Source organism: Gordonia jacobaea, assembly GCF_965344965.1.
Taxonomy (GTDB): Bacteria; Actinomycetota; Actinomycetes; order Mycobacteriales; family Mycobacteriaceae; genus Gordonia; species Gordonia jacobaea.
Genome location: NZ_CBDRLS010000004.1, coordinates 383,516 through 409,779, shown reverse-complemented (window position 1 = coordinate 409,779; position 26,264 = coordinate 383,516). Strand labels below are relative to the sequence as shown.

Sequence of the window (26,264 nt, the reverse complement as noted above, 5' to 3'; positions counted from 1 at the left end):
GGACGTGATCAGCGATCGCGGTCGCCGGATGCCTCGTGGCTGCCGGTGGTCAGCGGATCGCGGCGAACGTCCTCGGCCACCCTGCTCTCATGCCCGTGGCCACCACCGACGTGCGCTTCTTCACGCATTCGGTCGACCATGTGCGGGTAGTGCAGCTCGAACGCGGGACGCTCCGAACGGATGCGGGGAAGCTCGGTGAAGTTGTGACGCGGCGGCGGGCAGCTGGTCGCCCACTCGAGCGAGTTGCCGAAGCCCCACGGATCGTCGACGGTCACGACCTCGCCGTAGCGGTAGCTCTTGAAGACGTTCCACAGGAACGGCAGCGTCGACAGGCCGAGGATGAACGCACCGATGGTCGAGATCTCGTTCAGGCGGGTGAATCCGTCGGACGGGAGGTAGTCGGCGTAGCGGCGCGGCATGCCCTCGTTACCCAGCCAGTGCTGGACCAGGAAGGTGGTGTGGAAACCGATGAAGGTCAGCCAGAAGTGCCACTTGCCCAGTCGCTCGTCGAGCATGCGTCCGGTCATCTTGGGGAACCAGAAGTAGATACCCGCGTAGGTGGCGAACACGATCGTGCCGAACAACACGTAGTGGAAGTGCGCGACGACGAAGTAGCTGTCGGAGAGGTGGAAGTCCAGCGGCGGGCTGGCCAGCAGAACGCCGGTGAGGCCACCGAAGAGGAACGTCACGATGAAGCCGACAGAGAAGAGCATCGGCGTCTCGAACGTGATGTTTCCCTTCCACATCGTGCCTATCCAGTTGAAGAACTTCACACCGGTCGGCACTGCGATCAGGAACGTCATGAAGGAGAAGAACGGCAGCAGAACCGCGCCCGTGACGTACATGTGGTGCGCCCACACGGCCACCGACAGTGCAGCGATCGCGAGCGTTGCGTACACCAGACCGGAGTAACCGAAGATCGGCTTCCGGCTGAAGACAGGGAACACCTCCGACACGATGCCGAAGAACGGCAGCGCGATGACGTACACCTCGGGGTGTCCGAAGAACCAGAAGAGGTGCTGCCAGAGGATCACACCACCGTTGGCCGGGTCGTAGAGGTGCGCGCCGAACTGTCGATCGACCTCGAGGCCGAGCAGTGCGGCGGTCAGCAGCGGGAAGATCAGCAGGATCAGGACACTGGTCACCAGGATGTTCCAGGTGAAGATCGGCATGCGGAACATCGTCATGCCGGGTGCGCGGAGACAGACGACGGTCGTGACCATGTTGACCGCGCCGAGGATGGTGCCGAGACCCGACACACCGAGACCCATGATCCACAGGTCGGCGCCGACGCCGGGCGAGTGCACCGCGTCGGTCAGCGGCGTGTAGGCGGTCCAGCCGAAGTCGGCAGCGCCGCCCGGGGTCAGGAAGCCGCCGATGGCGATCGTCGAACCGAACACGAACAGCCAGAAGCCGAAGGCGTTCAGACGCGGGAACGCCACGTCGGGCGATCCGATCTGCAGCGGGAGAACGAAGTTGGCGAAGCCGATCACGATGGGCGTCGCGTACATCAGAAGCATCACGGTGCCGTGCATCGTGAAGAGCTGGTTGAACTGCTCCGTCGACAGGAACTGCATTCCGGGACGGGCCAGCTCGGCGCGCATGAGCAGCGCCATCAAACCGCCGATCAGGAAGAACGCGAAGCAGGCGGTGATGTACATCATGCCGATCAACTTGTGATCGGTCGTGGTGATCAGCTTGTAGATGAAAGAACCCTTGGGCTGATAGCGCGCAGGGTACGGGCGCGCTGGCACAACCTGGGTTGTGGGCTGGTCTACCGCGGTCACAGATCCTCCTCTAACCGACCGTGAGCTCGGGACGGCAACGAACGAAAAACTACCGCTGGCAATCACACACCGAGCGCTGGTTACCGATCGTAGCCCCTTCACCCCGGCTGGGCCGAGTGGGTCCTACGATCTGTCGTACAAATTCTCCAGACCACCCCAAAAGGGCACGTCAGTGACCATATTCGGGCGCCGACACGACGTGTCGCACGGCTAATTCCACACCCTGCACCGACGTCGCGCGAACCCGCACGGTCTGCCACGAAAGACGGCCACGCAGCGGTGCTAGGTTGATCTGCGTGTCAGGCGGTAAGCAGAGTGCGGTCGGTCGAGGTCGTACGCGCAAGGTCAGCGTCACTCTCGGCGCCTTCGTCGTGGCGGGTGCGCTCGCGGTGGGGTTGTCGGGGTGCTCCGACGACAACACGGCCTTGACCACGCCCGACGGCAAGACCATCAGCACCTCGACGACGCGCATCGCCGACGTCAACGTGGTCTCACCCGACCGCGATTACAGCAAGACGTGCCTTGCTCCGACGGCGTCGGACGACCCGCAGGCCGACGTCAACCGGATCGTCGTCACCGATCCCTCGCTCCTCGACGCGATCTGCGCACTGGGCATCGGCTCCAAGGTTGTCGCGGTGACCGCCGCACCCAACAGCATTCCCGCCTACCTCGGCCCACAGCTGACACCGGTACCCACGATCGGCACCTCGCCCGACGCCGCGACCGTCGGCACAGCCGCACCCGACGTCGTACTGACGACACCCGAGACGGCTGCGTCCGCCAAGGCATTCGGGTCCACCAGGGTGGCCACCATCGAGCCCGGCGACTGGCGCGCACAGTTCACCGAGGTCGCAGACGCACTCGGCAGGGCCTCGCAGGGACCACGGCTGCTCGACGAATTCGACACGGAAGCCCGCAAGACCGGCAAGCGTATGGATGCCGCCCACTCCCAGGTGTCGCTGGTCCGGTTCGGCAACAACTCGGAAGTGATCGCGGGAACCGACAGCTTCGCAGGCCAGATCCTCTCTACCGTGGGGGTGCAGCGGCCGGCGTCGCAACGCACTGCAGGCACCACCGTCCTCACCGACAAGAACTTCAAGGATGCCGACGCCGACCTCATCTATGTTTCCTTCGAGGGTTCGGCGGGTCTCGCACATGGCAAAGAGGTCTTGCTCAGCGACCGCTGGCTGGACATGGGTGCGCCGACCTGGAAGCGGGTCCTCATCGTCGACGACGACGTGTGGTACCGCAGTTCAGGCCTTGCCGCCGCGTGGCTCGTGCTGAACGACGTGAAAGGTTCACTCAATGGCAACTCCGGAAGCTACTGACTCCTCACCCGACGCTCTGACCGCCAAGGCGCAGGCGCTGCTCGCACTGCACCAGCCCGGTAACCCCGTCGTGCTGCCGACAGTCTGGGATGCATGGTCGGCACAGATCGCCACCAACGCCGAGTTCTCCGGCCTGACCGTCGGCAGTCATCCCGTCGCCGACTCGATCGGCAAGTCCGACAACGAGGGAATGACGTTCGACGACCTCCTCACCCGTGTCCGGCAGATCACCGCCTCCACTGATCTTCCGGTGTCGGTCGACGTCGAATCGGGGTACGGCGAAAGCGCGTCCCGGCTCATCGAGGGATTGCTCTCGGTGGGCGCCGTCGGGCTCAACATCGAGGACACCGTGCATTCCGAGGGCAGGCGTCTGCGCAGCGCCTCCGAGCACGCCGCGCTCATCGGCGAGTTGCGGGCCGCCTCCGACGCCGCAGGAGTTCCCGTCGTGATCAACGCCCGCACCGACCTGTTCATCCGCGCCGACGGCGACGAGTCCGACCGCGTCGAACGCGCAGTGGCACGCCTGTGGTTGTGCGCTGACGCGGGCGCGAGCTGCCTGTATCCCGTCGGCCGCCACACCGATGACGTCCACCGCACGCTCACCGCCGAACTGCCGCTTCCGGTCAACGCGATCGGTAACCCTGCGGCCGATTCCGGACGCGCCTACTACGCCGAGCTCGGCGTCGGCCGCATCAGTTTCGGACCGTTCTGGCAGGCCAACCTCGCCGAACGTGCCGCCGAGCTGTTGACCGCGTGGCACTGAGCGCGTCTCTCGCATTCGCGCCCGAGATCGACCCAGACTGATCGCAACTGTTCCCGCCGGTGCGTGGCGTCGGCAAGGCTCGTCGCATGACTGTCACCGACGAGTACCTGGCCAACAACGACGCCTACGCCGCAACGTTCACCGGCCCGCTGCCCCTGCCGCCGAGCAAGCACGTCGCCATCGTCGCGTGCATGGACGCACGCCTCGACGTCTACCGCGCGCTCGGCATCAACGAGGGTGAGGCACACGTCATCCGCAACGCCGGAGGCGTCGTCACCGACGACGAGATCCGTTCGCTCGCCATCAGCCAGCGGCTGCTCGGGACAACGGAGATCATCCTCATCCACCACACCGACTGCGGCATGCTGACGTTCACCGACGATGAGTTCAAACGCGAGATCCAGACCGAAATCGGTCAGAAGCCCGAGTGGGCGGCCGAGGCGTTTCCCGACGTCGAGGAGGACGTCCGACAGTCGCTCACGCGCATCCGGAACAGCCCGTTCATCACCAAGACCAGTTCGCTGAGGGGATTCGTCTTCGACGTCGCGACCGGGCGGCTCGCAGAAGTGGACTGACGGCCACTCACGGCCAGCCGGGCGCCGACTCGACCGTCCCATCGTCGATCGCGGCGACCAGTTGGGCGTGGTCTCGCTCGGTTTGGTCGGCGTATGCCTGTGCGAAAGCGACCACGGATTCCTGGGTCTTGTCCGACTTGCCGAAGTACTCGTTGATCGCCCTCGCGTCACCGCTGCGTGCGTGGGCACGGGCGAGAACATGGCCACACGCAGTGGCGAAGGTCGCGAGCCGTGGCGCAACCGATTTGCCGTCGGGAATGACCTTTCCGTCACGGAACTGCCTGATGTAGAAATCCCAGTCGCGGATCGTGGACCATCCGAGAAAACTGTCCGACGCACTCTGGATCAGTCGCTGCCCGTTGACCACTCGCTGTCCGTGATTGGGGTACACGCTGGGGCCGAGGAACTTCTCGTACACCGACGGCGCGGCCTGTTTGATCTGGAAGAACAGCGGGTCGCCGGTCTGGTGCTCCTCGTTGAGGGTGAGATAGACACGCATCCCGACGCTGCCGACGCCCACCACCTGCTGCACGACGTCGACGAGATCGAAGCGACGCAGCAACGCCGCGATGTTCTCCCGGATGGAGCCGTAGTAGCCCAGCAGGACGTCGTTGAGTACATCGTCGAACTGCTCCAGCTCGTGCGTACGGTACGGCGGGTCCTCGGTGATGGTCCGTCTGCCGTCGACGAGGTGGGTGAACTTCTTCGACGCTCCCCTGTTGCTCCGCTTCGCGGCGCGTTTGGTGAGGTACTTGTCCAACTGAGCGCCCTCATCCGGAGCCAGGTACCCCACCAGGTCGTCCGCGGAGACCTTTGCCGACCACACGTCGAGGATCGGCCACGTCGCATAGGTGCTGATCGAGTCGCGGTAGCCGGTGAATCCTGCGCGAACCGCCTTGACCGCCGTCTTCTCGTCGATGCCGTTGTCCCGAGCGAGGACGACGAGGCTCGCGACAAAGCGCAGCAGGTCCCATTCGAACGGCCCCGGCAGCGTCTCATCGAAGTCACGGAGATCAAAGGCGAGTGTCCGCTCGGGCGTGTTCCACATCCCGAAATTCAGCACATGGGCGTCGCCGCACATCTGCACGTGGATGCCGGTGTTCGGCCGCGATGCGAGGTCGGCCGCCATGACGGCCGCGGCTCCCCGGTAATAGGTCCACGGCGACGCCGCCATCCGGCCGTGCCGGATGGGGAGCAGTCGTTGATCGCGAATCTCGTTCTGCGACAGGATGGTGTGCAACGCGTCGTGGCCGCGTGTTGACGGGTCCCACTCCCCCAGCGACGTCCTGGGCACCCTCTTGCGCGCCGCCTTGCCCACCGAGCCCTCCGTGGAGGCGTACTCGGTCGGTCCGGCTGCCAGCGCCTCCGACTGGGTGGCCGGTCCGGCGTCGGTGGTGGGTTGAGACGGGAAGTGTGGCGAGTCGGACCCGGGCGATCCGGACTCCTGGGTGGAAGCGTCGGCTGCGTCCGTCGGAGAGGTCATGCGACCAGTGTGGCGCGTGAGGCGGCACCTCGCGCAGCTTCCACCACTCTCGACCACGACGTGTCGTGGTCGGCCGCTAATCTCGAACCATGTCCGCCATTCCCGATGGATACTCCGACCTGCCCGAAAACCCCGCCTTCTCGACCACCCTGTCGCGTCTCGACCACGCGTGCGCATCATGCTGAATTTGAATGTCCATCACGGCGACACGACGTAGCGCGCCACAGGCGCCCGGCTGGCACACACTCTGGCGGCCGGGTATCGGCATGGCCATCTGGCTCGATACCGACGCGGAGCTGCCAGAAGAGCTCGCACAACTGTTGGCGGGCAAGCGCTTTCGACGTGACATCGGGATGGTCGCGGCGACCGGACGCCGTGAGTTCGTCGCCGCGATCACACTGGGAACGTCATCGGCGGTCGCTGCGCTCGACGCATCCCGTTCGACGCCCGTGGCGGGCGACGTCCGCTGGTACCGGATGATGCTCGACGGCGTGCGCCGGTTCGTCGCCGCAGGTTCGGTCGCGCCGGTTGTCACTGACCTGGGCGGCGAGACCGTCGTCCGCTGGACGCCCATTCCCACTGCGGCATGGCGCAGTTGGATGACGGTGATCACCGCCGGGGCACCGGATGCCCTCACCCATAACGGCGGAGCGGAGGCGCTCGCCGACTTCGCGGGCGAATTGGTCGACCACGCATGCCGCGCACGTCTCGCCGACTCGGCAGCACGGCTGGGCCCCGCACGGCCGTCGACACCCGTGCTCGCAGCGCTGGTCGACGACGCCGCGGCACCCGACGCCGCCCGCAGACCCGCCGCGCACACAGCGTGGAACCAGTGGGCGGGCAGCGCACCCCAGGACGAGTCGCTGCTGGTGTTCCGGCTGTTCGAACCCGCGGACCTGCCCGATCCCGACGACACCTTCGGCGCATGGGACGACGAACCCCCTCCCGATCCGCGCTGGCGACTCCAGGTGTGCCGCCGCGCACCCGACGGCCACACCGAACCCGTTGCGCCACACCGCCTCGACGCACACGAGCTCGACCAGGTGACCACCGAACTCGCGTCTGCTGTCCGCGCGTTCGGCGAACTCGCCAAGGCCGACCCCGACCGCAACACCCTCGACTTCCTGCTGCCGACAGACAGCGTCGAACACCTGCTGGCGTCCGGCACCGCGCTGCTCGCCGATGCGGGTTTTCCCGTACTCCTGCCGCGCACGATCGCCGATGTGCGGCCGTCTCTCGGACTACGCGCGGCACCAGTATCGGGCGGCGGCGCACCCGCACGGATGGTCGGGCTACGCGAGATGCGCGAGTTCGAATGGCGCCTCGCTCTGGGCGACGGTCCGGACGCGATCACGCTCACCGATACCGATCTCGACGAATTGTCCAGGCAGAAGGGCGATCTCGTTCGAGTGCGCGGCGTATGGATGCGCGCGGAAGGTGCGGCGTTGACGCGTGCCGCCACCTTCATCCGTACCCAACGGGCGTTGCGCGCGTCCGGCGAGCCCGCCGACATGGGAGAGCTGTTCGGACTCGTGACGGGCACCGCCGACACCCTCCCCATCCCAGTGGGTTCCGTCCGCGGCCTCGGCTGGCTCGACGACGTCGCCGCCGGCTCGACGCTGCGAGCCGACCCGGTCCCGGCACCACCGGAACTACGAGCGGTTCTCCGCCCCTATCAGCAGCGCGGACTCGAGTGGTTGGCCCACCTGAGCGATCTGGGCATCGGAGGCGTACTCGCCGACGACATGGGACTCGGCAAGACCATCCAGGTCATCGCCCTGCTGTGTGCCGAACGCGACGGCGCGCCGACCGACCACACCCCGACGCTCGTCGTGTGCCCGATGTCGTTGGTGGGCAACTGGTCTCGCGAAGTGAACCACTTCGCACCGAGCCTGCGGGTGCATGTCCACCACGGCGCCGATCGTGCCCGCAGCGCCACATTCGCGTCGACGATCGCCGACGTCGACGTGGTGATCACCACCTTCGCGATCGCCACCAGGGATCGTGAGCTGTTGGCCGCGCAGCAGTGGCGACGCGTCGTGGTCGACGAGGCGCAGCATGTGAAGAACGTCAGAACAGCCGCCGCAAAAGCGTTGCGCGCCATCCCCGCCCGTCATCGGCTCGCACTGACCGGCACGCCCGTCGAGAACCGTCTCGAGGACCTGCGCGCCGTGATCGACCTCGTGAATCCCGGCCTACTCGGCTCGGCGTCGATGTTCCGGGCGCGGTTCGCCGAACCCATCGAACGCGACCGGGATCCCGATGCACTCCGACGACTCAACCGCGTTACCAGACCGTTCATCCTGCGCAGGGAGAAGACCGACCCCTCGATCATCAGCGATCTCCCGGAGAAGACCGAGATCACCGTGCGCGCGAACCTCACCGTCGAACAGGCTGCGCTCTACCGCGCGATCATCGACGACCTCATGGTCGCGCTACGCGACAAGCAGCAGCGTGCCATGCGCAGGCGGACCGTCCTCGCCGCGCTGACGCGCCTCAAGCAGGTGTGCAATCATCCGGCACACTATCTCGGCGACGGTTCACCCATGATGCGGCGAGACCGCCACCGCTCGGGGAAGCTCGAACTGCTCGGCGACATCGCGACCACGCTCGTCGACGATGGCGACAAAGCGCTCGTCTTCACCCAGTTCGCGGCGTTCGGAGAGATGCTGGCGACCTGGTTGTCCGAGCAGCTCGACACTCCGATTCCGTTGTTACACGGGGGTATTGGCCGCGCTGATCGCGACCGGATGGTCGCGCAGTTCCAGGGCGACACATGGGGTTCCACACAGGAATCGGCGGCCGACTCTCCCCCGATCCTCGTCGCCACGCTGAAGGCGGGCGGCACCGGATTGAACCTCACCGCCGCCACCCACGTCGTGCATGTCGACCGCTGGTGGAACCCCGCCGTCGAAGATCAGGCGACCGATCGCGCCTACCGCATCGGCCAGCACCAACGAGTCCACGTCCGACGATTCGTCTGCGTCGGCACCCTGGAGGAACGCATCGATGACATGGTCGCCAAGAAACGCGAGCTTTCGCGACTGACCGTGTCGGCGGGCGAGAACTGGATCGGCGACCTCGGCGACGACGAACTGTTCGACCTCTTCCGCCTCCGCGACGAGGCGGTCAGCGAATGAGAAAGCACGTCTCCACACACGACCGGTTGAGGCAGACGCGATGAGGCGCGGGACGGTGCCGGTCCGCGGCTACGCGGTGACCCGCTGGTCGCGCGCCTTCGTCGACGTTGTCGAGGGCCGCACCGACATCGCCGACGCCACCGTGGCGCAGCGCTCCGGCTCGGTTACCGAGTCAGCGGACAGCCGACGAATCAGCAAGGCGCGACGATACTTTCGCGACCGCCACGTGCATCGCCTTTCCATCCGCCCCGGCCAGGTGACGGCGTCGGTCGAGGGCAGCCAACTCGACCCGTTCGACGTGATCCTCTCGATGCGTACGGTCGACGTCGACACCGTCGCCACACTGCTCCGCAGCCGTGCGGGCGTCGCAGAGGTGATGTCGGTGGCGCGTGGCGAACAACCGCCGATCGTCGGAGAGTTGCTCGGGCCGACGGAGTCAGCCGACGTCGCCTCGCAGTGCAGCTGTCCCGACGAGGCGGTCCGGTGCATTCACGTGCTGGCCGTCGCCTACGAGGTTGCCGCGGAGATCGACCGCTCCCCGCTCGCCCTGTTCACGGTCATGGGCACCGACCTACCGTCCCTGCTCGACGCCCTCGGCAACAACAGCGACACGGATTCCGACGAGTCTGCCGCCCAGGGCACGTCAGGCCTCGGAGATGAAAGCGACGGCGATGGGAGCGACGGCGATCCGAGCACCGAGCACGAGACCCTCAGCGCCGTCGACTTCTTCGGGACGCATGCGCCGCTGCCGCCGCTACCTCGGCCGACACGCAGCAACCCGCTCACCGACCTCGACGGCACGGCGTTACGCGCGGCCTTACGGGCGTCAGGGGTGGCTCCCGGCGACATCGCCGAAGCCGTCGACGAACTCGGCGATCTCTACGACAGGCTCGTACAGGAATAGCCGCTGTTCGGCCGGCCGCGGGCATTCATGCCTGGACGTAGGCGTCCGCGTACTCCTCGCTGGGGGCAACGGGCTCGATGATGTCGAGCAGCACGCCGTCGGGTGCGGCAATGATGAAATGTCGCTGACCGAAGTCCTCGTCGCGAAGAGGCAACACCACATTCACCCCCGCCGAGCCGGCCAGCCGATTGTGGACGCCGTCGACGTCGCTGACTTCGACGTTCACGATCACTCCTCGCGGAAGCTCACCGTATCCGCTCGGAACCGTCGGGTGATCGTGAGCAAGGATCGCCAGTTCGTAGTCGCCCAGGCGCAGGCTGACATACCAATCGGATTCGAAGGTCGTCTCGAAGCCGATGAGGTCGCGGTAGAACGACGCCGCAGCCTCGACATCGCGCGACATGAGAACTGGATACAGGCTGGTGACGGCCATGGAGCACTCCTATACATACAATGTGAATGTAACGAGATCAGCTTACATACTCTCTGTACGTAAAGGAAGAGCGTCATGCCCCGTGCCTCCGCGGCCGCCGCTGCTCAGACGGCCCAACGCATCCTCGACTCGGCGACTGAACTGTTCGCCACCCGAGGCTTCAGCGAGGTGTCCCTCGACGACGTCGCCCGCGAAGCCCGGGTTACGCGAGGAGCGGTCTACCACCACTATCGAAACAAGGCCGGGTTGTTCGGCGCGGTCGCCGCTGCGCTCCAGTCCGACGTCGCACGGGCTGTCGTCGCGGCGGCGCAGGATGCGGGCACGCAGCCGAGCGAGCAGCTCCGGGCAGGATCACACGCGTTCCTCGACGCGATCACGGACGGTTCCGCCGTACGCATCCTGCTCATCGATGCCCCGGCGGTGATCGGCTGGCAGGAATGGCGTCGGCTCGACGCAGCGAACTCGGCAACACACCTGCGCGAGGCGCTCCGTGACGTCGGAGTCGCAGACGACCTTCTCGATGCGTCCACCGCACAACTCTCAGGTGCGATGAACGAAGCGGCTCTGTGGACGGCGCAGCACACCGACACCGACCTGGCACGCGAGCAGTCCCATGTTGCGCTGGACAGACTGCTCGCCGCCTACCTGCCCTGAGGCCATTGCAACCCCGCAGCGCACGCCACGAAAAGAGGCCCGGATCTGCAGAAACTGCAGATCCGGGCCTCTTTCCGGTCTTTGTGGACCGTCAGCCAGATCAGGGTGTCAGAAGTCCCAGTCCTCGTCCTCGGTGTTGACCGCCTTGCCGATGACATACGAGCTACCCGAACCGGAGAAGAAGTCGTGGTTCTCGTCAGCGTTGGGCGACAGCGCCGACAAGATCGCGGGATTCACGTCGATGTCGTCGCGCGGGAACATCGCCTCGTAGCCGAGATTCATCAACGCCTTGTTCGCGTTGTAGCGCAGGAACTTCTTGACGTCCTCGGTGAGCCCGACCTCGTCGTAAAGCGCCTCGGTGTAATCGGATTCGTTGTCGTACAGGTCGAACAACAACTCGAAGGTGTAGTCCTTGAGCTCCTGTCGACGCTCGGGGGTCTGCGTCTCCAACCCGCGCTGGTACTTGTACCCGATGTAGTAACCGTGCACGGCCTCGTCGCGGATGATCAGGCGAATGAGATCGGCGGTGTTGGTGAGCTTGGCCCGACTCGACCAGTACATCGGGAGGTAGAAACCGGAGTAGAAGAGGAACGACTCGAGCAGCGTCGAGGCGACCTTCCGCTTGAGTGGATCGTCGCCACGGTAGTAGTCCATGACGATCTGCGCCTTGCGCTGGAGTTGCTCGTTCTCCTCCGACCACCGGAACGCCTCGTCGATCTCCTTGGTGGAGCACAGCGTGGAGAAGATGGAGCTGTAGCTCTTCGCGTGCACCGACTCCATGAACGCGATGTTGGTCAGCACCGCCTCCTCGTGCGGCGTGGTCGCGTCTGGGATCAGCGACACAGCACCCACGGTGCCCTGGATGGTGTCGAGCAGCGTGAGGCCCGTGAACACGCGCATCGTGAGTTGTTTCTCGTACTCCGTCAACGTGTTCCACGACGGGATGTCGTTGGAGACAGGAACCTTCTCGGGCAACCAGAAGTTACCGGTCAGGCGATCCCACACCTCCGCGTCCTTCTCGTCGGGCACCCGATTCCAGTTGATGGCCGATACCCGGCTCACCAGCTTGATGGGTGCGCCGTCTGCGGGACTGTGCGTGCCTGCGGTCATGATGGTCGCCTCCTGCGGCGGTGTTGAGGGTTGTGGAGGTGTGCGGGGTGTGGTGGTTACAGCATGCAGCTGACGCAGCCCTCTACTTCGGTACCCTCCAACGCGATCTGACGCAGACGGATGTAGTAGAGCGTCTTGATCCCCTTGCGCCAGGCGTAGATCTGCGCCTTGTTGACGTCGCGGGTGGAGGCGGTGTCCTTGAAGAACAGCGTCAGACTCAACCCCTGGTCGACGTGCTGGGTGGCGGCGGCGTAGGTGTCGATGATCTTCTCGTAGCCGATCTCGTACGCATCCTGGTAGTAGTCCAGGTTGTCGTTCGTCATGTACGGCGCCGGGTAGTAGACGCGGCCGATCTTGCCTTCCTTACGGATCTCGATCTTCGCCGCGACCGGGTGGATCGAACTCGTCGAGTGGTTGATGTAGCTGATCGAGCCGGTCGGGGGCACCGCCTGCAGGTTCTGGTTGTAGATGCCGTCGCGTGCCACCGCGGCCTTCAGCTCACGCCAGTCGTCTTGCGTCGGGATGTCGATCTCGGCCTCGGCGAACAGCTCCCGCACCCGGTCGGTCGCGGGCACCCACGCCCGATCGGTGTACTTGTCGAAGAACTCGCCGCTGGCATACGTGGACTTCTCGAAGCCTGCGAACGACCTACCACGTTCGCGCGCAATCGCATTCGACGCCCGCAGTGCGTGGAACAGCACCGTGTAGAAGTACATGTTCGTGAAGTCGATGCCCTCGTCGCTACCGTAGAAGATGCGTTCGCGGGCAAGGTAACCGTGCAGGTTCATCTGGCCGAGGCCGATGGCATGCGAATCGTTGTTGCCCTTCTCGATCGAGGGCACCGAGGTGATCGCCGTCTGGTCGCTCACCGCGGTCAAGCCGCGGATGGCCGTGTCGATCGTCTGCCCGATATCGGGAGAATCCATGGTCTTGGCGATGTTGAGTGAGCCGAGGTTGCACGAGATGTCTTTGCCCACATGGGAATACGAGAGATCATCGTTGTAGGTCGACGGAGTCGAGACCTGCAGGATCTCCGAGCACAGGTTGGAGTGGGTGATCTTTCCGTCGATCGGGTTCGCCCGGTTCACCGTGTCCTCGAACATGATGTAGGGGTAACCCGACTCGAACTGCAGCTCGGCGAGGGTCTGGAAGAACTCACGCGCCTTGATCTTGGTCTTGCGAATCCGACGGTCCTCGACCATCTCGTGGTACTTGTCCGTCACGTTGATGTCGGCGAACGGCACGCCGTAGACGCGCTCGACGTCGTACGGGCTGAACAGGTACATGTCGTCGTTGTTCTTGGCGAGCTGGAAGGTGATGTCGGGGATGACCACACCGAGGCTCAGCGTCTTGATGCGGATCTTCTCGTCGGCGTTCTCGCGCTTGGTGTCGAGGAAGCGGTAGATGTCGGGGTGGTGGGCGTGCAGGTACACCGCGCCCGCACCCTGCCGTGCGCCGAGCTGATTGGCGTACGAGAACGAATCCTCGAGCAGCTTCATGATCGGGATGACACCCGAGCTCTGGTTCTCGATCTTCTTGATCGGCGCGCCGTGCTCACGGATGTTGCTGAGCAGCAGCGCGACGCCACCGCCACGCTTGGACAGTTGCAGCGCCGAATTGATCGCTCGCCCAATGGATTCCATGTTGTCTTCGATGCGAAGCAGGAAGCAACTCACCGGCTCGCCGCGCTGCTTCTTGCCCGAGTTGAGGAACGTCGGTGTCGCAGGCTGGAATCGGCCCTCGATGATCTCGTCGACCAGCGCACGCGCCAGCGACGTGTCGCCGTCGGCGAGCGTCAGCGCGACCATGCACACGCGATCCTCGAAGCGCTCGAGGTAGCGCTTTCCGTCGAAGGTCTTGAGCGTGTAGCTGGTGTAGTACTTGAACGCTCCGAGGAACGTGGGGAAACGGAACTTCTTGCCGTAGGCGTGACCGAAGAGCAGCTTCACGAACTCGCGGTCGTACTTGGCGAGCACCTCTGGCTCGTAGTAGTTCTCCTCGAGGAGGTAGTCGAGCTTCTCGTCGAGATCGTGGAAGAACACCGTGTTCTGGTTGACGTGCTGCAGGAAGTACTGATGCGCAGCCTCGCGGTCTTTCTCGAATTGGATCTTCCCGTCGATGTCGTACAGGTTCAACATCGCGTTGAGCGCGTGGTAGTCGAGCTCGCCCGGGTCGTGATCGGCCGGGCCGGCGTGTACGCCCGACACACTCGCCGACGTAGTGGTGTCTGGGACTGTGGATTCCGAGACGGATGCGGTAGGCGACACGAAGAGACTCCTCGGAGATGGGGTGCGTGTGGAGGTGGTGGAAGGGTTGCCGGATGGTCGAGACGATAGCGGGCGCTACCGACACTCAGGCGCGGACGTTGACGGCCGTCTCGGGGTCGACGAAGGCGTCGCTTCGCGAGAAGTCGGCCAACCCGCTACGGACGCGGTCGACGTCGTCGGAAGTGCCCATGAGCTCGAATCGGTAGAGGTACGGAACGGAGCACTTACGGGAGATGATGTCGCCCGCGAGGCAGTACTCCTCGCCGAAGTTCGTGTTCCCCGCGGCAATGACGCCACGGATCAGCGAACGATTGTGTGTGTTGTTCAGGAATTTGATGACCTGCTTCGGCACGAAACCGTTGCTTCCCGTCGACGACGGTTTGCCGCCACCGTAGGTGGGACAGATCAGGACGTAGGGCTCGTCGACCTCGAACACCGCACCCCCTCGCCGCTCGCCGTCGAGAACCGGGATGCGCGCGACGCGCATTCCCAGCTTCTCGACAAACCGATGGGTGTTCTCCGACACCGATGAGAAATAGACGATCAGCGGTGACTCGAGAGACGTTTGCGGACTAAGAGATGGTGCTGTGAGAGACATTCGATCCGGCTTCCCCTTCGGATCGTGATGCGGAGGCTTCAGGCTGCGCGTGTTGCCAGAGCTTTGATGCGATCGAGACGGAAGCCCGACCAGTGCTCGTCGTCGGCGACGACGACGGGGGCCTGCAGGTAACCGAGAGCCATGACGTAATCGCGAGCGTCCGCATCCTGGGTGATGTCGACGATCTCGTACTCGATCCCCTGCTTGTCGAGAGCCTTGTAGGTGGCATTGCACTGCACGCAGGCCGGCTTGGTGTAGACGGTGATGGCCATCAGATTGCTCCTCGGTCGTGGTGACGTCGTACTGCCTCAGGTGATTCTCCAGTGTGAAGATAGTGATCTGGGTCACCGACCTCACCGCCGTCGCTGAGGGTTACAAGCGATCCCCGTCGTCGGCCTTGCTGGTGTCCCAAACACTACACCTTGTGTCTGACATTTGGTTGCACCACTAGAGCTTGTAATCACATTGATGAAAGTCGCAGGTCGCGGGCCTACACGATCGTGAAGTCCGGCGTGTCGCCTCGCGAAACGCAACGGCCGCCCTGGTCGGGACTCACACATTTGTGATTCTTCCGACACGGGCGGCCGCCACAGGCTCTCGCCGATCAGCACCTCATACAGCTACGGCAACCTCGGATCCCAGTACCCGCACGGCGTCGACGGCCCCGTCGATGACCTCGGCGGGAAGTCGGCCCGAGTCGCCGAGCTGGCTTCCGGATACTCCGAACTCCACCTCCTCGACGACCTGGCCACCCGCGATCTTCACCGACTTGCGAATGTCCTCACGCGACCACGCGCCCCCGAAGCGCCCCAGCGCCACCCCGATGACACCGACCGGCTTACCGGTCAGCGCGCCCGAGCCGTAAGGCCGGGACAGCCAGTCGATGGCATTCTTCAGCACCGCGGGAGCCGACCCGTTGTACTCGGGCGTGACGATCAATAGGGCATCCGCGGCGGCGACCCGCTCCCGAAGCGCGACGACCTCGGGATCGAGTACGCCATCGCCCGAACCCGGCGCGTAGTCGATGTCTTCGTTGTAGAACGGCACACGACCGATGTTGTCGACCACCGAGAACTCGATGCCCGCGGGGGCCTTGCCGACGACGGACTCGGCGAGCTGCCTGTTGATCGACGCCGACCTCAGGCTGCCGACCAACACCGCGACCGTGACGTTGGCGTTCTGTGCTGTGATGTCGTGATCTGGCACGAGACTTCTCCTTTACATGGCGTTACACTTGCTTGGTAAACCGGACCGCGGTCCGATTTGTTCCACCAGATTCGATCCGCAGTGCGGATCCGTCAACCGTTAGGCTCATCACATGCGTAAAGAGGTCGAGGGAGGACCACGGTCACTGCAGTTGACCCAACCCGACAGCGTCGAACGCGCTGACGCGGCGCGTAATCGGCGATTGCTGCTCGCCGCAGCGAAGAACCTCATCGACAATCACGGCGCCGCCGCGGTCACGATGGATGCGGTCGCGCGCGAGGCAGGCGTCGGTAAGGGCACCGTGTTCCGGCGGTTCGGTAGCCGAACCGGGTTGATGTTCGCCCTCCTCGACCACTCCGAATCGGAGCTACAGCAGTCCTACCTCTCGGGTCCCGCGCCACTCGGACCGGGCGCCGATCCCCTCGAACGCCTCCTCGCCTACGGTGCCGCGCGGTTGAAGATGAACGCGGCTCACCTCGACATCCTGCTCGAGGCAGACCTACCGGGCACCGAGTTCTGGAGCCACCCGGTGTCCCAAGCGTCGAGCATGCACGTCCAGATCCTGCTGCGGCAGTTGGGTTTCCCGGATCCCGTCGAGGTGACGGCGATCGCCCTGTTGACTCCGCTCGGCGCCACCGCCGTCAAGCACCTGACCGAGGTCGTCGGCCTCGACCTCGAGACGATCATCACGCAGTGGCAAACGATGGTGACCTCGATGGTCGGCGGCTTGCCACTCGACTGACGATCACACGCCGACACACAATCGACCTCGCCGCGCGCGACGCCACGTTCGGCCCTAGCCTGTTCATGGTGGAAGGGAAGACAACGTGAAGGCAGTCATCATCGGTGCAGGCATGGGCGGCATGAGCGCCGCCATCGCCCTGAAGCAACTCGGATTCGACGTCGAGGTCTACGAGCAGGTGACCGAGAACAAGCCGGTCGGCGCCGCGATCTCGGTGTGGTCCAACGGCGTCAAGTGCCTCAATCACCTCGGACTCGAGGAAGAGACCGCGGCGCTCGGAGGCATCGTGGAGACCATGAGCTACATCGACGGCCACACCGGCGAGACGATGTGCCGGTTCAGCATGCAGCCGCTGATCGACGAGGTAGGCCAACGCCCATACCCCATCGCGCGGGCCGAGCTGCAGCTCATGCTCATGAACGCCTACGGATTCGACGACATCAACTTCGGCATGAAGATGGTGTCCGTTGAAGACGGACCTGACGCGGCCACAGTGCATTTCGCCGACGGCACCAGTGCCAGCGGCGACATCGTGATCGGCGCCGACGGCGCGAAGTCGCTGACTCGCGAATATGTTCTTGGTGGCCCGGTCACCCGACGCTACGCGGGATACGTGAACTTCAACGGCCTCGTCGCCACTGATCCCGCCATCGGTCCGTCGACCGAGTGGACGACGTACGTCGGTGACGGCAAACGGGTTTCGGTCATGCCGGTCGCGGGCGACCGCTTCTACTTCTTCTTCGACGTCCCGATGCCCGAGGGGCAGCCCTTCGAGCGGGGAACCGCCCGCGAGGTGCTCACCAAGGAGTTCGACGGCTGGGCACCAGGGGTGCAGACGCTCATCGAGAAGCTCGATCCCGCAACGACGAACCGCGTCGAGATCCTCGACCTCGACCCTTTCGACACCTGGGTCAAGGGCCGCGTGGCGGTACTCGGCGACGCCGCGCACAACACCACTCCCGACATCGGGCAGGGCGGCTGTTCGGCAATGGAAGACGCCGTGGCCTTGCAGTTCGCCTTCCGCGATCACCCCGACGACGTGTACGCCGCGCTCGACGACTACCAGGCCGCGCGTGCCGAGCGAGCGGGCGACCTCGTCCTGCGTGCCCGCAAGCGCTGCGACGTGACACACGCGAAGGACCCCGAGAAGACAGCGCAGTGGTACTCCGAACTCCGAGAAGAGGACGGCACCAACATCATTCGGGGCATCGTCGGCAACATCGTCGGCGGTCCGGTCACCTGAGCACCCAGTAGCGGGTAACCGCGGGGCGCTCTAGCCGCCGGTCTGCTGCGCGCTCTCCGGCGGGTTGACCGCGATGCCTGCCGGGTCGGGAGCCACGCCGTCGTGCGCGACGAGCGCGTTCTCGCGCGAGAGCGTCGGCCCCGCGACGAGCAGTGAGATCACATCCCACGGAGCGGGCGTCGGCGATGCGCCGAGTCGCAGAACCGACCCCGTCTTCGCGTCCGGCACGCCGTAGCGCACACCGGTATCGGCGACGTAGAAGCGCGATTCCGCACGCGCACTGTCTGATTCGTTGCCGGTGACCTGAACGTAGGCGCCCGACCCCGGTCGCACGTACACCTGGTCGACGCCGGGGCCCGATCCGTCGGCGCTCGCGACCCGCACCGGTTTCGACCCGTCCGGCAGCGGCAGCGCGTCCCCGACGAGCAGCGTTGTCCGAGCGGCGTCGGCGTCAGCACCGCGCACCCATGCCCGGCACACGGTGCCCTCGCCGGGTGTGACGAGATGCGTTGTCGTCGTGGGGAAATCGGCGATCGGCAACTCGTCGCGCATAGGTGTCGATGCGACGACGCCCGGCGCGACGGTTGCCACGGGCGCGGCGTCGTCGCGCTCCGCGAGTCGGAGAATCTCTGCCGCGGCGGCACTGATGGGTTGCACACCGCCGCGCAGCACAACGTAGTACTCGACGACACCGTTGGCCGCGGACGTCTTGATGACCGAGCCGACGCGTGCGCCCCCGGCCCACGGTGAACCGACGCCCGCGGGTGAACTCACGCCACCCTGACCCGGAATGTCGGGGAGTGTCAACGGGTCGACTTCGGGAAAGGTGTTGAGTAGTCCGCGACTGATCGGCCGAGGCGTCCGGCCCTCGAGTCCCAGCGCCCGCAGCACCGGAACACTGGAGGTATCCACCTGCGCGCGAACGGGTGTCGGGTGGCCGTCACGGTCGAGTTGGTAGATCAGGAACGCACCCGAGCCGTCGGTCACGTACAGGGCGTCGTCGGCGCCTGCGGCGCGGATGTCCGTCCCGAGTACCGGTTCGCCCGCGACGACCGACAGCGCTCCGGCCGCCGCGCGTCCCGACCCCGCACCGATCCCCGACGTCCCATCGGCCGCACTCGCATCGATACTGTCGCATACAGTCCACGCGGAGACGCGCGAGACCGGCAGGGCCGACGGCGCACCGGGAATGCCGAGCAACGGACCGCGCGGGTAGCGGGCCAGCTTCTTCTCCGACGCCGACGCCGGCTTCTCGTCGCTGCCCGTGATGAGTCGTGCCGACGCCAGGTTGAATACCGGGTGCACGGTGCCGTCGATGACGACGTAGGTGCCGCCGGTTTTCGCCGCGATGATGGTCGACTTGCCAACGGAGCCTTGCGGACTGACAAGGCCCCATACCGCGAATCCCGCGAGCACGAGCACGCCGAGTACCGCCCCGACCGCCAGCGCACGCCCCTGTGATCGCATCGGATCGTGCAACATGCGCACATCTCGACGGATCAGCGCGTGATCGAGGCGCCGCAACACGAATCTGTATCCGTTGACCTGCGCTCTGGTGGTCAGTTGACGCGCCATCGCTTCCCTCCCCCACTTCGTCACCCGCGCACTCCCGTGGCACCGCCTGCGTCAGGGGACTTCTCACGTGACACGTAGCGGCACAACGTCGCGACGGCTGACCGGCGCGGTAGTAGCCTAACCGAACCAGACCCGCACAAAACCGACAATCCGACGTTGCACCTCGGCTGTGGACAACGCCCGATTCGACGCACAGCGGCGTGGAAAACGCTCTACTACTGGGTGATACGTATACGGGGCCTGCCGGTGCGCGGGCTGGTACCGGGTGTGGCGAGAGGGGAGCGAGTACATGGCGTTCGACACGGGGCCGTCCGCACGATCACGGCTACCCGGATTCGCGACACTGGTCGGGATCGAGGCGCTGCTGGCAGCCGGGTTCGTCGGCTGGTGGGTCGCGGGCGGCCGAGCGGGGGTCGCCGCACTCGGCGTGGCAGCGCTCGTGGCGTTGACACTTGTCCCGATAACCGGCCGACAGTCTCTGGCGGGCAACATGATCCGTCGACTCGGCTTCTACTGGTCCCGAGCCAGGCGTCGACTCCCCGAACTCGCACCCGCCCCATTCGACGTACCGACATCCGGTCGCCAACAGCGCGTCTCGCCGACTGGTCTATCCACAGAAGATGGCCCTCTCGGTGTCCGCTGGGCAGGGGGCACGATGATCACCGTCCTGAGGGTCTCCCCCGCACGCTGCACCCCGACGTTCCTGTCCCCGTTCGGATGCGAGACGGCCGAACCAGAGCTGCCGCTGGCGACCCTCGCCGGGTGCATCAACCCCTTCGACATCCCTCTCTCGTCGATCGACGTGATCAGCCACGGTGTCCGAGTCGGCGGAGCGGGACAAGCGGCCGCGATCTACGAACGCACCCTCGGCCCGCTTCCCGCGACGACGCACCGCAGCACCTTCGTCGTCCTGCGACTCGATCCGACCCAATGCCCCAGCGCGGTTGCCCGCCGCGGCGGAGGCGCGACCGGCGCGCTGCGGACCGCGACCATCACCACGCGCCGGGTGGCGCGTCGACTTCGCGAATGCGGCCTCGTCGCCACCCCGCTCACCGCAAGCGAGATGGACTCGCTCACAACGCAATTGACGCATGGCTCGGAGCTCAGCTCGATGAGAGAAGAATGGTCGCAGGTCATGGCGGGACGAATCCGCTTCCGCACCGCGACCATCGACCCCCGCGAGCTACCGCGCGTATTCGGTACGCCCTGCCCCGCAGCGCTCGCGACGACGCTCACCCTCACTCTTTCCCACGGACAGGACGGCGACCTCCGGGTGCGCGCGCTCATGCGCGTCGACGACGTCCCGGACGCCGGACGCGTCGTCGACACCTGGCCGACAGGGGCGACCCCGCTCGACGGACGGCAGTTCGACGCCCTCGCGGCGTCGCTTCCGTATGCCGCCGCGCATCGGGTGCACCGCGGACTGCACGCGACATCGGGCGCACAGGCCCACACCCTGCTCGACGCCCTGCGGATTCAGGTGAGTGGCTGCGGGCAGTTGATCGGCGCCGATCACACCGGTCGTGCCGTCACGTCGCGACTGTTCGGCCCCGGCATATCAGAGGTCTCCCTGGTCGGCGATGCACGCCTTGCCGCACAGGTCGTGCTGCGGATCGTCGCGACCGGAGGTCGAGTCGTGGTGCACACCTCGCGTCCGGATGGATGGCAGCACCTCGTCGAGCGCGTCGGCGATCATCGAGTCCTGACATTCGCCGACCCCCACGGTGGTCGCGACGACAGCGGCCGGATTCACCTCTTCGACGGTGTCGCGCCGCGCCCCGTGTCGGCGGGTGCGACAAGGATCGTCGTCACCCACGATCAGGGGTCGGACAACGAATCTGCCGCCACCGCAATCGAATTGAACGCGGTCGAAGTGAGACAAGATCGGACACAACCGCACGACGTGACGCTGCGAACATCCGATGCCTGCGTCCGCGTCACGATGGTCGCGACGCCGGAGGAGTCGAGCTTCAGCGGCCCGCTGCCCGGGCAGCCGGCGCCCTACCCCGGCCGTCCCGAACGATCCGGACTACTTGTCTGAGAACAGCTTCGCGTCGGGCAGCGGTTAGTGCCGCAGCTATCCGCGCCGCAGCTATTCCTCCGTGAACGACCCCACGGGGTCGTTGACCGGAACTCGTGCGCGGAAGAACAGCGCCCGACTCGACGACGCTCGCACGACGACGTCCGGGTCGTCGTCGGGAATCCATGCCGCGTAACCCGACGGGACCGACAGTGGCGTGTCGCCCGGTAGCCGTGCCTCGATGGTTCCCCCGAGCGCGGCAAGGATCTGCGGACCGGGCATGTCGAAGCAGATCGACGACGGTTGGTGAAGGCCCGTACCCTCCAGCTCGACACGCGAGAGCCGGAATTCGGGCGCAGGCGTCAAGTAGATCCGCTCGGTGCCGACAGTGCGGATTCTCGGCTTGAGATCGTCGGCGTCGACCGGGGTGAAGTCGAGGACGCGCAGCAACTCGGGCACGTCGATGTGTTTGGGGGTCAGGCCACCACGCAGCACGTTGTCGGAGTTGGCCATGATCTCCACTCCGGTACCACTTAGGTAGGCGTGGAGTACCCCGGCGGGCAGGTACAGCCCTTCGGTTGGCGACAGGTGAATCCGGTTGAGCAGCAACGACGCGAGGACACCCGGGTCGTTGGGGTAGATCTCGCCCAGCTCGAGTGCCGTACGCAGTTCCGGGCCGAACCGCGATCCCGCGTTCAGCGCATCGACCGCTCCCGCGAGTACGGCGGGAACCACGGTGCGCAACCGTGATTCGGGCAAGGTGAGCCACGTGGTGAACACCGCGCGCAGCCCTTCGGCGTCCGGTTGGCCTGCCAGCAATCCCAGATACGGGTCGAGCTCTGAGACCTGCAGTTCGCGCAACAAGTCGATCGTCTGCGCGGGATCACGGAAACCGGCCAGAGCGTCGAACTCGGAGATCGCGACGATCAGCTCGGGCTTGTGCGAAGCATCCTTATAGTTGCGCGTCGGCGCATCGATGGGTATCCCGGCGGCCTCTTCACGCTCAAATCCTTCACGGGCCTGCTCAGCACTGGGGTGAGCCTGTAGCGACAACGGTTCGTCGGCGGCAAGTACCTTGAGCAAGAAGGGAAGTCGGTTGCCGTACCGATCTGTGGTCGCCGCACCGAGCGCCTGCTGCGGATCGTCGTCGATCACGTCGAGCAGCGTGCCATCCGGCCCGCCGTCTGCGCCGATGACGGTTGCAGGCCCCTCCGCGTGCGCGCCGAACCAGAGTTCTGCCTCCGGATGCGGCGAGGGAACCGGCTTCTGACGCAGCGACGCGATAGCCGTTCTCGACCCCCAGGCGTAGGGGCGGACCACCCCGTCGAGCAGTTTCATCAGTCTCCGATTCCGGTCAGGCGCAGATACACCGCGGCGATGTCGACACGCAAAGCGAGAAGCACATAGCCGACCAGGTCGGCGGGTCCGTCTGCCAGATCCTCGGGACCGACAGGGCCTGCGGGATGCGTCGCCGGATCGGCACCGTCGACGTCGCCGAACACCGCCTCCGCATCCGGAATGCCGACAATTCTGCGCTCGGCATACCACTGCCTCGACGCCGTCGTGACCGCGAGCACCCGCGGCGGCTCGGCCGCCAACGGTCCGTCGATCTGTGGGTCGTGAAAGATCGAGTCGACGGCGGACGCGCCCCCCGCACTCCACGACTGCAGCGAAATGCTCGCCACGGCGTCGATATCGGCTGTGCCGCAAACCTTTCCGGATAATGCGAGCAGCGACTTCGCGTTGCGGGCGGCGACCACCGAGGCTGCCGGGCCGTCGCCGGTCCACACGACCCGACGATCTGCCAGCCGAGCTGCCAACATCTTGGCGCGGTTGTGGAACGTCTCGCGGGCGGGATGGTCTGTCGCCGCCTCGTCGTCGAGTGCGTCGGCGATGTCGCTCACGAGCGGCGCCGGACCGGTGAACCGCACATCGGACAGCGATGCGAATACCGCCAGCAACGTCGCGACGTACGCCGCGAATCGAAAGCGCGGGTCGACGCGCAGACGAGGCGAAAGGTCGATTCCGCCGCCGCCCAACGCATCTCGTAACGGCCCCTCGATGGGTGCTGCGACGACGACCTCGGCGCGTCGACGCTGTGCCCGCGCCGCGGCATCGGCGAGCGCCATGTCGCCCGCGTCGTCACCGGCGACGACGACCACGTCGAGCGGGCCGACCCAGCCCGGCAGGGCGGGTGCAGACACGATGGGCACGTCGACACGGGTTGCCACGCAGGCCACGACGAGCGCGACCGCATCGCGGGCAACACTCGACGTTCCGTGCACGATCACAACGCTTCGGGGCCGCAGTGCCGCCAACGGCTCGAGTACGCCCTCACGCATGGCCTCGGCAACGGCACGCACCTGCGCACCGGTCAACGCCGCCGCCTGCAGTAGACCCTCGGAGTCGCCCGCAATCAGGTCGTCGACATCATCGAGGTCGGCGGCATCCGTACGCATAGAGTCAGCCTAGCGACGCATGGCGTCGCTGCCCACACACAGCCATATTCTGATCCACCAGATCTCGCGGGCGCGTCAGTCGACCGGGTCTGGCAGCACACGAAGGTGCCCCCGCCTGCCAGGACGCGGCTTCACACCCCCGCTACGACGCGCGGCGTCGGACCCCGAACGCACGTCGGGGCTCGGGCGGAGATCGGTCGTAGACGTACCTGCGCGGTGTCGGCCTGCCCGAACGTCGTCGAACGCCTCCTGGTCGAAACCCGGCGCACGGCCCACGGCACCCGCGATGCCGCGCGCACCGACCTCGCGCCCACCGACTTCACGTACAGCCTCGGCAAGGGCCGTCAATTCGTAGTCTTCGGCGACCGGCGCCGAGAATCCCCGCTCGCTGCGGAGCATTTCCCACCCGCGCGGCACGGTGATGCGTCGTGCATGCTCGTCACACAGATCCCACGAGTGCGGCTCATCCGACGTGGCGAGAGGACCGATGACCGCCGTCGACTCGGCGTACACAAAGGTCAGGGTCGCAACCGCCGACCGGGAGCAAGCCGGGCGGCAGCATTGTCGGGGAAGCTTCACAGCAGAAAGATTAGTCCCACGCCCCGGCGAACGGTGTTTCGACACGCGGCGCGAGGTCTGACATGGGGAGCGAGGGCCGACACGCGGCGCGACGCCTCCGAGTCGACACCGGTGGGTGGAGACTTACAATCTCGGCATGCGTATCGAACGGCGGCGCGCAACGCGCGATCGAGGCCAGGGTTCGCCGGTGCGCTCCTCGGAGAACCGGGTGTCCGATATGCGGCTCTCGGCTGTGCACGCAGCGCGTCGAGCACGCCGCGACCGACGGGGCCGGGGGCTGCGCTCCCCGCTGTTGCCGCAGGGCGTGCCTGCGTGGCGCAGCAAATCGGACGAATTCGACACGGTTGTCCTCGAGGCGTTCGCGGAGATAGATGCTCGCTGGCACGACGAGCTCTCGGGACTCGACATCGCCGTCGACGAAATCCCACGTCTGCTGCCGCGTGACCCCGAAACCGTGCAGTGGCCCGACGAGGTGACCGCCGACGGAGCCGTCCCGCTTGCGCGTCTGATGCCCGCGGGGGTCGATGTCCACGGAGCGCCGACGAGGGCGCAGATCATCCTGTTCCGCCGGCCGCTGGAGAGCAGGGCGAAGAAGGGCGAGGACCTACTCGATCTCGTTCACGAGGTCTTGGTACAGCAGGTCGCAACACACCTGGGTCTCGACGAGGACATCATCGACCGGGGACCCGAGTAAACCGTCAGATGATGCCGCGCTTGAGGCGGCGACGCTCACGCTCTGACAGGCCGCCCCAGATCCCGAAACGCTCATCGTTGTGCAGGGCGTACTCGAGGCACTCGGCCTTCACCTCGCAGCCCTGGCAGATGCGCTTCGCCTCGCGGGTGGAGCCGCCCTTCTCGGGGAAGAACGCCTCCGGATCGGTCTGCGCGCACAGCGCGCGATCTTGCCATTGGTCTTCGATTGCGTCGAACAAGCCCTCGAAGTCGTTGGGCACCAAGGAAAGATGACGACGCTGCGAGTTCTCGTCAGCGCCGAGCGAAACCTCAGGTGTCCCGATCAACGAATCATCAACGGGCCCAAGGGTTGTGTAGTTCGCATCCCCACTCAACGGGGACGCGATCTCTGAATGTCCGTGTGGTTCAAGGGGATTGCCGATCGCGTTGTCGAATGCCATCGTCGGCGCCTCCTGCCTGGGAAGTCGTTGTTCTCTGTCGTCACAGCGGCGCGGCATCGGTGCCACACCACCACTCATACCCGTACATTCTCGATCTTCACCAAGTGTCCGGCGCGATCTGGCACCACCACGGTGTCCGATCAACCTTTCCGAATTCGAACAAGTGATCGAACTTCGTTGCGATGCACCGATTCTCGATCTCGAACCAGAAATGACACTGATGTGATTAGACACGCCAGAGACGTGTCCGGTCAAGTTGAATCAA

Annotated in this window: 23 protein-coding genes; 10 read left to right on the top strand and 13 right to left on the bottom strand. The window is 65.6% G+C overall.

The window, feature by feature from the left end:
• Nucleotides 1–8: 8 nt before the first annotated feature.
• Nucleotides 9–1,787, bottom strand: coding sequence for an aa3-type cytochrome oxidase subunit I (ctaD, locus tag ACRVY7_RS16050; protein WP_049698441.1), 1,779 nt, complete (start codon nt 1,785–1,787; stop codon nt 9–11).
• Between the two features lie 296 nt (nt 1,788–2,083).
• On the opposite strand from ctaD, the gene ACRVY7_RS16045 reads away from it, so the two are divergent.
• The 3 genes from ACRVY7_RS16045 (at nt 2,084) to ACRVY7_RS16035 (ending at nt 4,453) form a co-directional block, all read left to right on the top strand.
• Nucleotides 2,084–3,115: an ABC transporter substrate-binding protein gene (locus tag ACRVY7_RS16045; RefSeq protein WP_431817762.1), complete on the top strand. Its 1,032-nt coding sequence runs from the start codon at nt 2,084–2,086 to the stop codon at nt 3,113–3,115.
• On the top strand, nt 3,093–3,878 hold the full coding sequence (locus ACRVY7_RS16040) for an isocitrate lyase/PEP mutase family protein (RefSeq protein WP_431817761.1): 786 nt from the start codon (nt 3,093–3,095) through the stop codon (nt 3,876–3,878). Before ACRVY7_RS16045 ends, ACRVY7_RS16040 begins: the two co-directional genes overlap by 23 nt.
• Nucleotides 3,879–3,964: 86 nt before the next feature.
• On the top strand, nt 3,965–4,453 hold the full coding sequence (locus tag ACRVY7_RS16035; RefSeq protein WP_049698623.1) for a beta-class carbonic anhydrase: 489 nt from the start codon (nt 3,965–3,967) through the stop codon (nt 4,451–4,453).
• A gap of 7 nt (nt 4,454–4,460) precedes the next feature.
• Here ACRVY7_RS16035 and ACRVY7_RS16030 read toward each other — a convergent pair whose 3' ends face one another.
• Nucleotides 4,461–5,936, bottom strand: a complete 1,476-nt coding sequence (locus tag ACRVY7_RS16030; RefSeq protein WP_431817760.1) for a DUF2252 domain-containing protein — start codon at nt 5,934–5,936, stop codon at nt 4,461–4,463.
• Nucleotides 5,937–6,127: 191 nt separating this feature from the next.
• Between ACRVY7_RS16030 and ACRVY7_RS16025 the strand changes: the two genes are divergently transcribed.
• The gene (locus tag ACRVY7_RS16025; protein ID WP_431817759.1) at nt 6,128–9,076 is read left to right on the top strand and encodes a DEAD/DEAH box helicase; all 2,949 of its coding nucleotides are present in this window, start codon (nt 6,128–6,130) and stop codon (nt 9,074–9,076) included.
• A gap of 40 nt (nt 9,077–9,116) precedes the next feature.
• Entirely contained in the window at nt 9,117–9,980 is an 864-nt protein-coding gene (locus tag ACRVY7_RS16020) for an SWIM zinc finger family protein (protein WP_431817758.1), read from the top strand.
• Between the two features lie 25 nt (nt 9,981–10,005).
• On the opposite strand, the gene ACRVY7_RS16015 is transcribed toward ACRVY7_RS16020, so the two are convergent.
• Complete coding sequence (locus ACRVY7_RS16015; RefSeq protein WP_431817757.1) at nt 10,006–10,413, bottom strand: VOC family protein; 408 nt, start codon at nt 10,411–10,413, stop codon at nt 10,006–10,008.
• 75 nt (nt 10,414–10,488) lie between these two features.
• Here ACRVY7_RS16015 and ACRVY7_RS16010 point away from each other — a divergent pair, with 75 nt between their 5' ends.
• The gene (locus ACRVY7_RS16010) at nt 10,489–11,067 is read left to right on the top strand and encodes a TetR/AcrR family transcriptional regulator (RefSeq protein WP_431817756.1); all 579 of its coding nucleotides are present in this window, start codon (nt 10,489–10,491) and stop codon (nt 11,065–11,067) included.
• A gap of 108 nt (nt 11,068–11,175) precedes the next feature.
• On the opposite strand, the gene nrdF is transcribed toward ACRVY7_RS16010, so the two are convergent.
• The 5 genes from nrdF to ACRVY7_RS15985 all read right to left on the bottom strand — a co-directional run bounded on the left by nrdF (nt 11,176) and on the right by ACRVY7_RS15985 (nt 16,248).
• On the bottom strand, nt 11,176–12,177 hold the full coding sequence (gene nrdF, locus ACRVY7_RS16005; RefSeq protein WP_005206006.1) for a class 1b ribonucleoside-diphosphate reductase subunit beta: 1,002 nt from the start codon (nt 12,175–12,177) through the stop codon (nt 11,176–11,178).
• 56 nt (nt 12,178–12,233) lie between these two features.
• The gene (nrdE, locus tag ACRVY7_RS16000; RefSeq protein WP_431817755.1) at nt 12,234–14,444 is read right to left on the bottom strand and encodes a class 1b ribonucleoside-diphosphate reductase subunit alpha; all 2,211 of its coding nucleotides are present in this window, start codon (nt 14,442–14,444) and stop codon (nt 12,234–12,236) included.
• Nucleotides 14,445–14,529: 85 nt separating this feature from the next.
• Nucleotides 14,530–15,042, bottom strand: coding sequence for a class Ib ribonucleoside-diphosphate reductase assembly flavoprotein NrdI (nrdI, locus tag ACRVY7_RS15995; protein WP_431817754.1), 513 nt, complete (start codon nt 15,040–15,042; stop codon nt 14,530–14,532).
• 38 nt (nt 15,043–15,080) lie between these two features.
• Nucleotides 15,081–15,314, bottom strand: coding sequence for a glutaredoxin-like protein NrdH (gene nrdH / locus ACRVY7_RS15990; protein WP_431817753.1), 234 nt, complete (start codon nt 15,312–15,314; stop codon nt 15,081–15,083).
• 340 nt (nt 15,315–15,654) lie between these two features.
• Entirely contained in the window at nt 15,655–16,248 is a 594-nt protein-coding gene (locus ACRVY7_RS15985) for an NADPH-dependent FMN reductase (RefSeq protein WP_431817752.1), read from the bottom strand.
• A 112-nt stretch (nt 16,249–16,360) separates the two neighbouring features.
• On the opposite strand from ACRVY7_RS15985, the gene ACRVY7_RS15980 reads away from it, so the two are divergent.
• Together ACRVY7_RS15980 and hpxO are read left to right on the top strand one after the other, a co-directional pair.
• Nucleotides 16,361–16,990 carry a TetR/AcrR family transcriptional regulator gene (locus ACRVY7_RS15980; RefSeq protein ID WP_431817751.1) on the top strand — a complete coding sequence of 210 codons (630 nt, stop codon included), beginning with the start codon at nt 16,361–16,363 and terminating at the stop codon, nt 16,988–16,990.
• Nucleotides 16,991–17,075: 85 nt separating this feature from the next.
• On the top strand, nt 17,076–18,233 hold the full coding sequence (hpxO, locus tag ACRVY7_RS15975) for an FAD-dependent urate hydroxylase HpxO (RefSeq protein WP_431817750.1): 1,158 nt from the start codon (nt 17,076–17,078) through the stop codon (nt 18,231–18,233).
• A gap of 30 nt (nt 18,234–18,263) precedes the next feature.
• Here the strand turns inward: hpxO and eccB are convergent, their stop codons facing one another.
• Nucleotides 18,264–19,808, bottom strand: coding sequence for a type VII secretion protein EccB (eccB, locus tag ACRVY7_RS15970; RefSeq protein ID WP_431817749.1), 1,545 nt, complete (start codon nt 19,806–19,808; stop codon nt 18,264–18,266).
• A gap of 289 nt (nt 19,809–20,097) precedes the next feature.
• On the opposite strand from eccB, the gene eccE reads away from it, so the two are divergent.
• Nucleotides 20,098–21,849 carry a type VII secretion protein EccE gene (gene eccE, locus ACRVY7_RS15965; protein ID WP_431817748.1) on the top strand — a complete coding sequence of 584 codons (1,752 nt, stop codon included), beginning with the start codon at nt 20,098–20,100 and terminating at the stop codon, nt 21,847–21,849.
• Between the two features lie 51 nt (nt 21,850–21,900).
• On the opposite strand, the gene manA is transcribed toward eccE, so the two are convergent.
• From manA to ACRVY7_RS15950, 3 genes are all read right to left on the bottom strand, one after another.
• On the bottom strand, nt 21,901–23,166 hold the full coding sequence (gene manA, locus ACRVY7_RS15960) for a mannose-6-phosphate isomerase, class I (protein ID WP_431817747.1): 1,266 nt from the start codon (nt 23,164–23,166) through the stop codon (nt 21,901–21,903).
• Entirely contained in the window at nt 23,166–24,287 is a 1,122-nt protein-coding gene (locus ACRVY7_RS15955) for a hypothetical protein (RefSeq protein ID WP_431817746.1), read from the bottom strand. Before ACRVY7_RS15955 ends, manA begins: the two co-directional genes overlap by 1 nt.
• A gap of 75 nt (nt 24,288–24,362) precedes the next feature.
• On the bottom strand, nt 24,363–24,866 hold the full coding sequence (locus ACRVY7_RS15950) for a DUF3499 domain-containing protein (protein ID WP_049698457.1): 504 nt from the start codon (nt 24,864–24,866) through the stop codon (nt 24,363–24,365).
• A gap of 217 nt (nt 24,867–25,083) precedes the next feature.
• Here ACRVY7_RS15950 and ACRVY7_RS15945 point away from each other — a divergent pair, with 217 nt between their 5' ends.
• Entirely contained in the window at nt 25,084–25,560 is a 477-nt protein-coding gene (locus ACRVY7_RS15945) for a metallopeptidase family protein (protein ID WP_049698626.1), read from the top strand.
• Between the two features lie 4 nt (nt 25,561–25,564).
• On the opposite strand, the gene ACRVY7_RS15940 is transcribed toward ACRVY7_RS15945, so the two are convergent.
• Nucleotides 25,565–25,822, bottom strand: a complete 258-nt coding sequence (locus tag ACRVY7_RS15940; protein ID WP_197494574.1) for a WhiB family transcriptional regulator — start codon at nt 25,820–25,822, stop codon at nt 25,565–25,567.
• Between the last annotated feature and the right edge of the window lie 442 nt (nt 25,823–26,264).

Coding starts and splice junctions, on each gene's coding strand:
- ACRVY7_RS16020 (WP_431817758.1), top strand. CDS start 9,117: ATGAGGCGCGGGACGGTGCCGGTCCGCGGCTACGCGGTGACCCGCTGG.
- ACRVY7_RS16035 (WP_049698623.1), top strand. CDS start 3,965: ATGACTGTCACCGACGAGTACCTGGCCAACAACGACGCCTACGCCGCA.
- nrdH (WP_431817753.1), bottom strand. CDS start 15,314: ATGGCCATCACCGTCTACACCAAGCCGGCCTGCGTGCAGTGCAATGCC.
- nrdI (WP_431817754.1), bottom strand. CDS start 15,042: ATGTCTCTCACAGCACCATCTCTTAGTCCGCAAACGTCTCTCGAGTCA.
- eccE (WP_431817748.1), top strand. CDS start 20,098: ATGGCGTTCGACACGGGGCCGTCCGCACGATCACGGCTACCCGGATTC.
- ACRVY7_RS16015 (WP_431817757.1), bottom strand. CDS start 10,413: ATGGCCGTCACCAGCCTGTATCCAGTTCTCATGTCGCGCGATGTCGAG.
- ACRVY7_RS15980 (WP_431817751.1), top strand. CDS start 16,361: ATGCGTAAAGAGGTCGAGGGAGGACCACGGTCACTGCAGTTGACCCAA.
- ACRVY7_RS15955 (WP_431817746.1), bottom strand. CDS start 24,287: ATGCGTACGGATGCCGCCGACCTCGATGATGTCGACGACCTGATTGCG.
- ACRVY7_RS16010 (WP_431817756.1), top strand. CDS start 10,489: ATGCCCCGTGCCTCCGCGGCCGCCGCTGCTCAGACGGCCCAACGCATC.
- nrdF (WP_005206006.1), bottom strand. CDS start 12,177: ATGACCGCAGGCACGCACAGTCCCGCAGACGGCGCACCCATCAAGCTG.
- ACRVY7_RS15945 (WP_049698626.1), top strand. CDS start 25,084: ATGCGGCTCTCGGCTGTGCACGCAGCGCGTCGAGCACGCCGCGACCGA.
- ACRVY7_RS16040 (WP_431817761.1), top strand. CDS start 3,093: ATGGCAACTCCGGAAGCTACTGACTCCTCACCCGACGCTCTGACCGCC.
- ACRVY7_RS16030 (WP_431817760.1), bottom strand. CDS start 5,936: ATGACCTCTCCGACGGACGCAGCCGACGCTTCCACCCAGGAGTCCGGA.
- eccB (WP_431817749.1), bottom strand. CDS start 19,808: ATGGCGCGTCAACTGACCACCAGAGCGCAGGTCAACGGATACAGATTC.
- ACRVY7_RS16025 (WP_431817759.1), top strand. CDS start 6,128: ATGTCCATCACGGCGACACGACGTAGCGCGCCACAGGCGCCCGGCTGG.
- manA (WP_431817747.1), bottom strand. CDS start 23,166: ATGAAACTGCTCGACGGGGTGGTCCGCCCCTACGCCTGGGGGTCGAGA.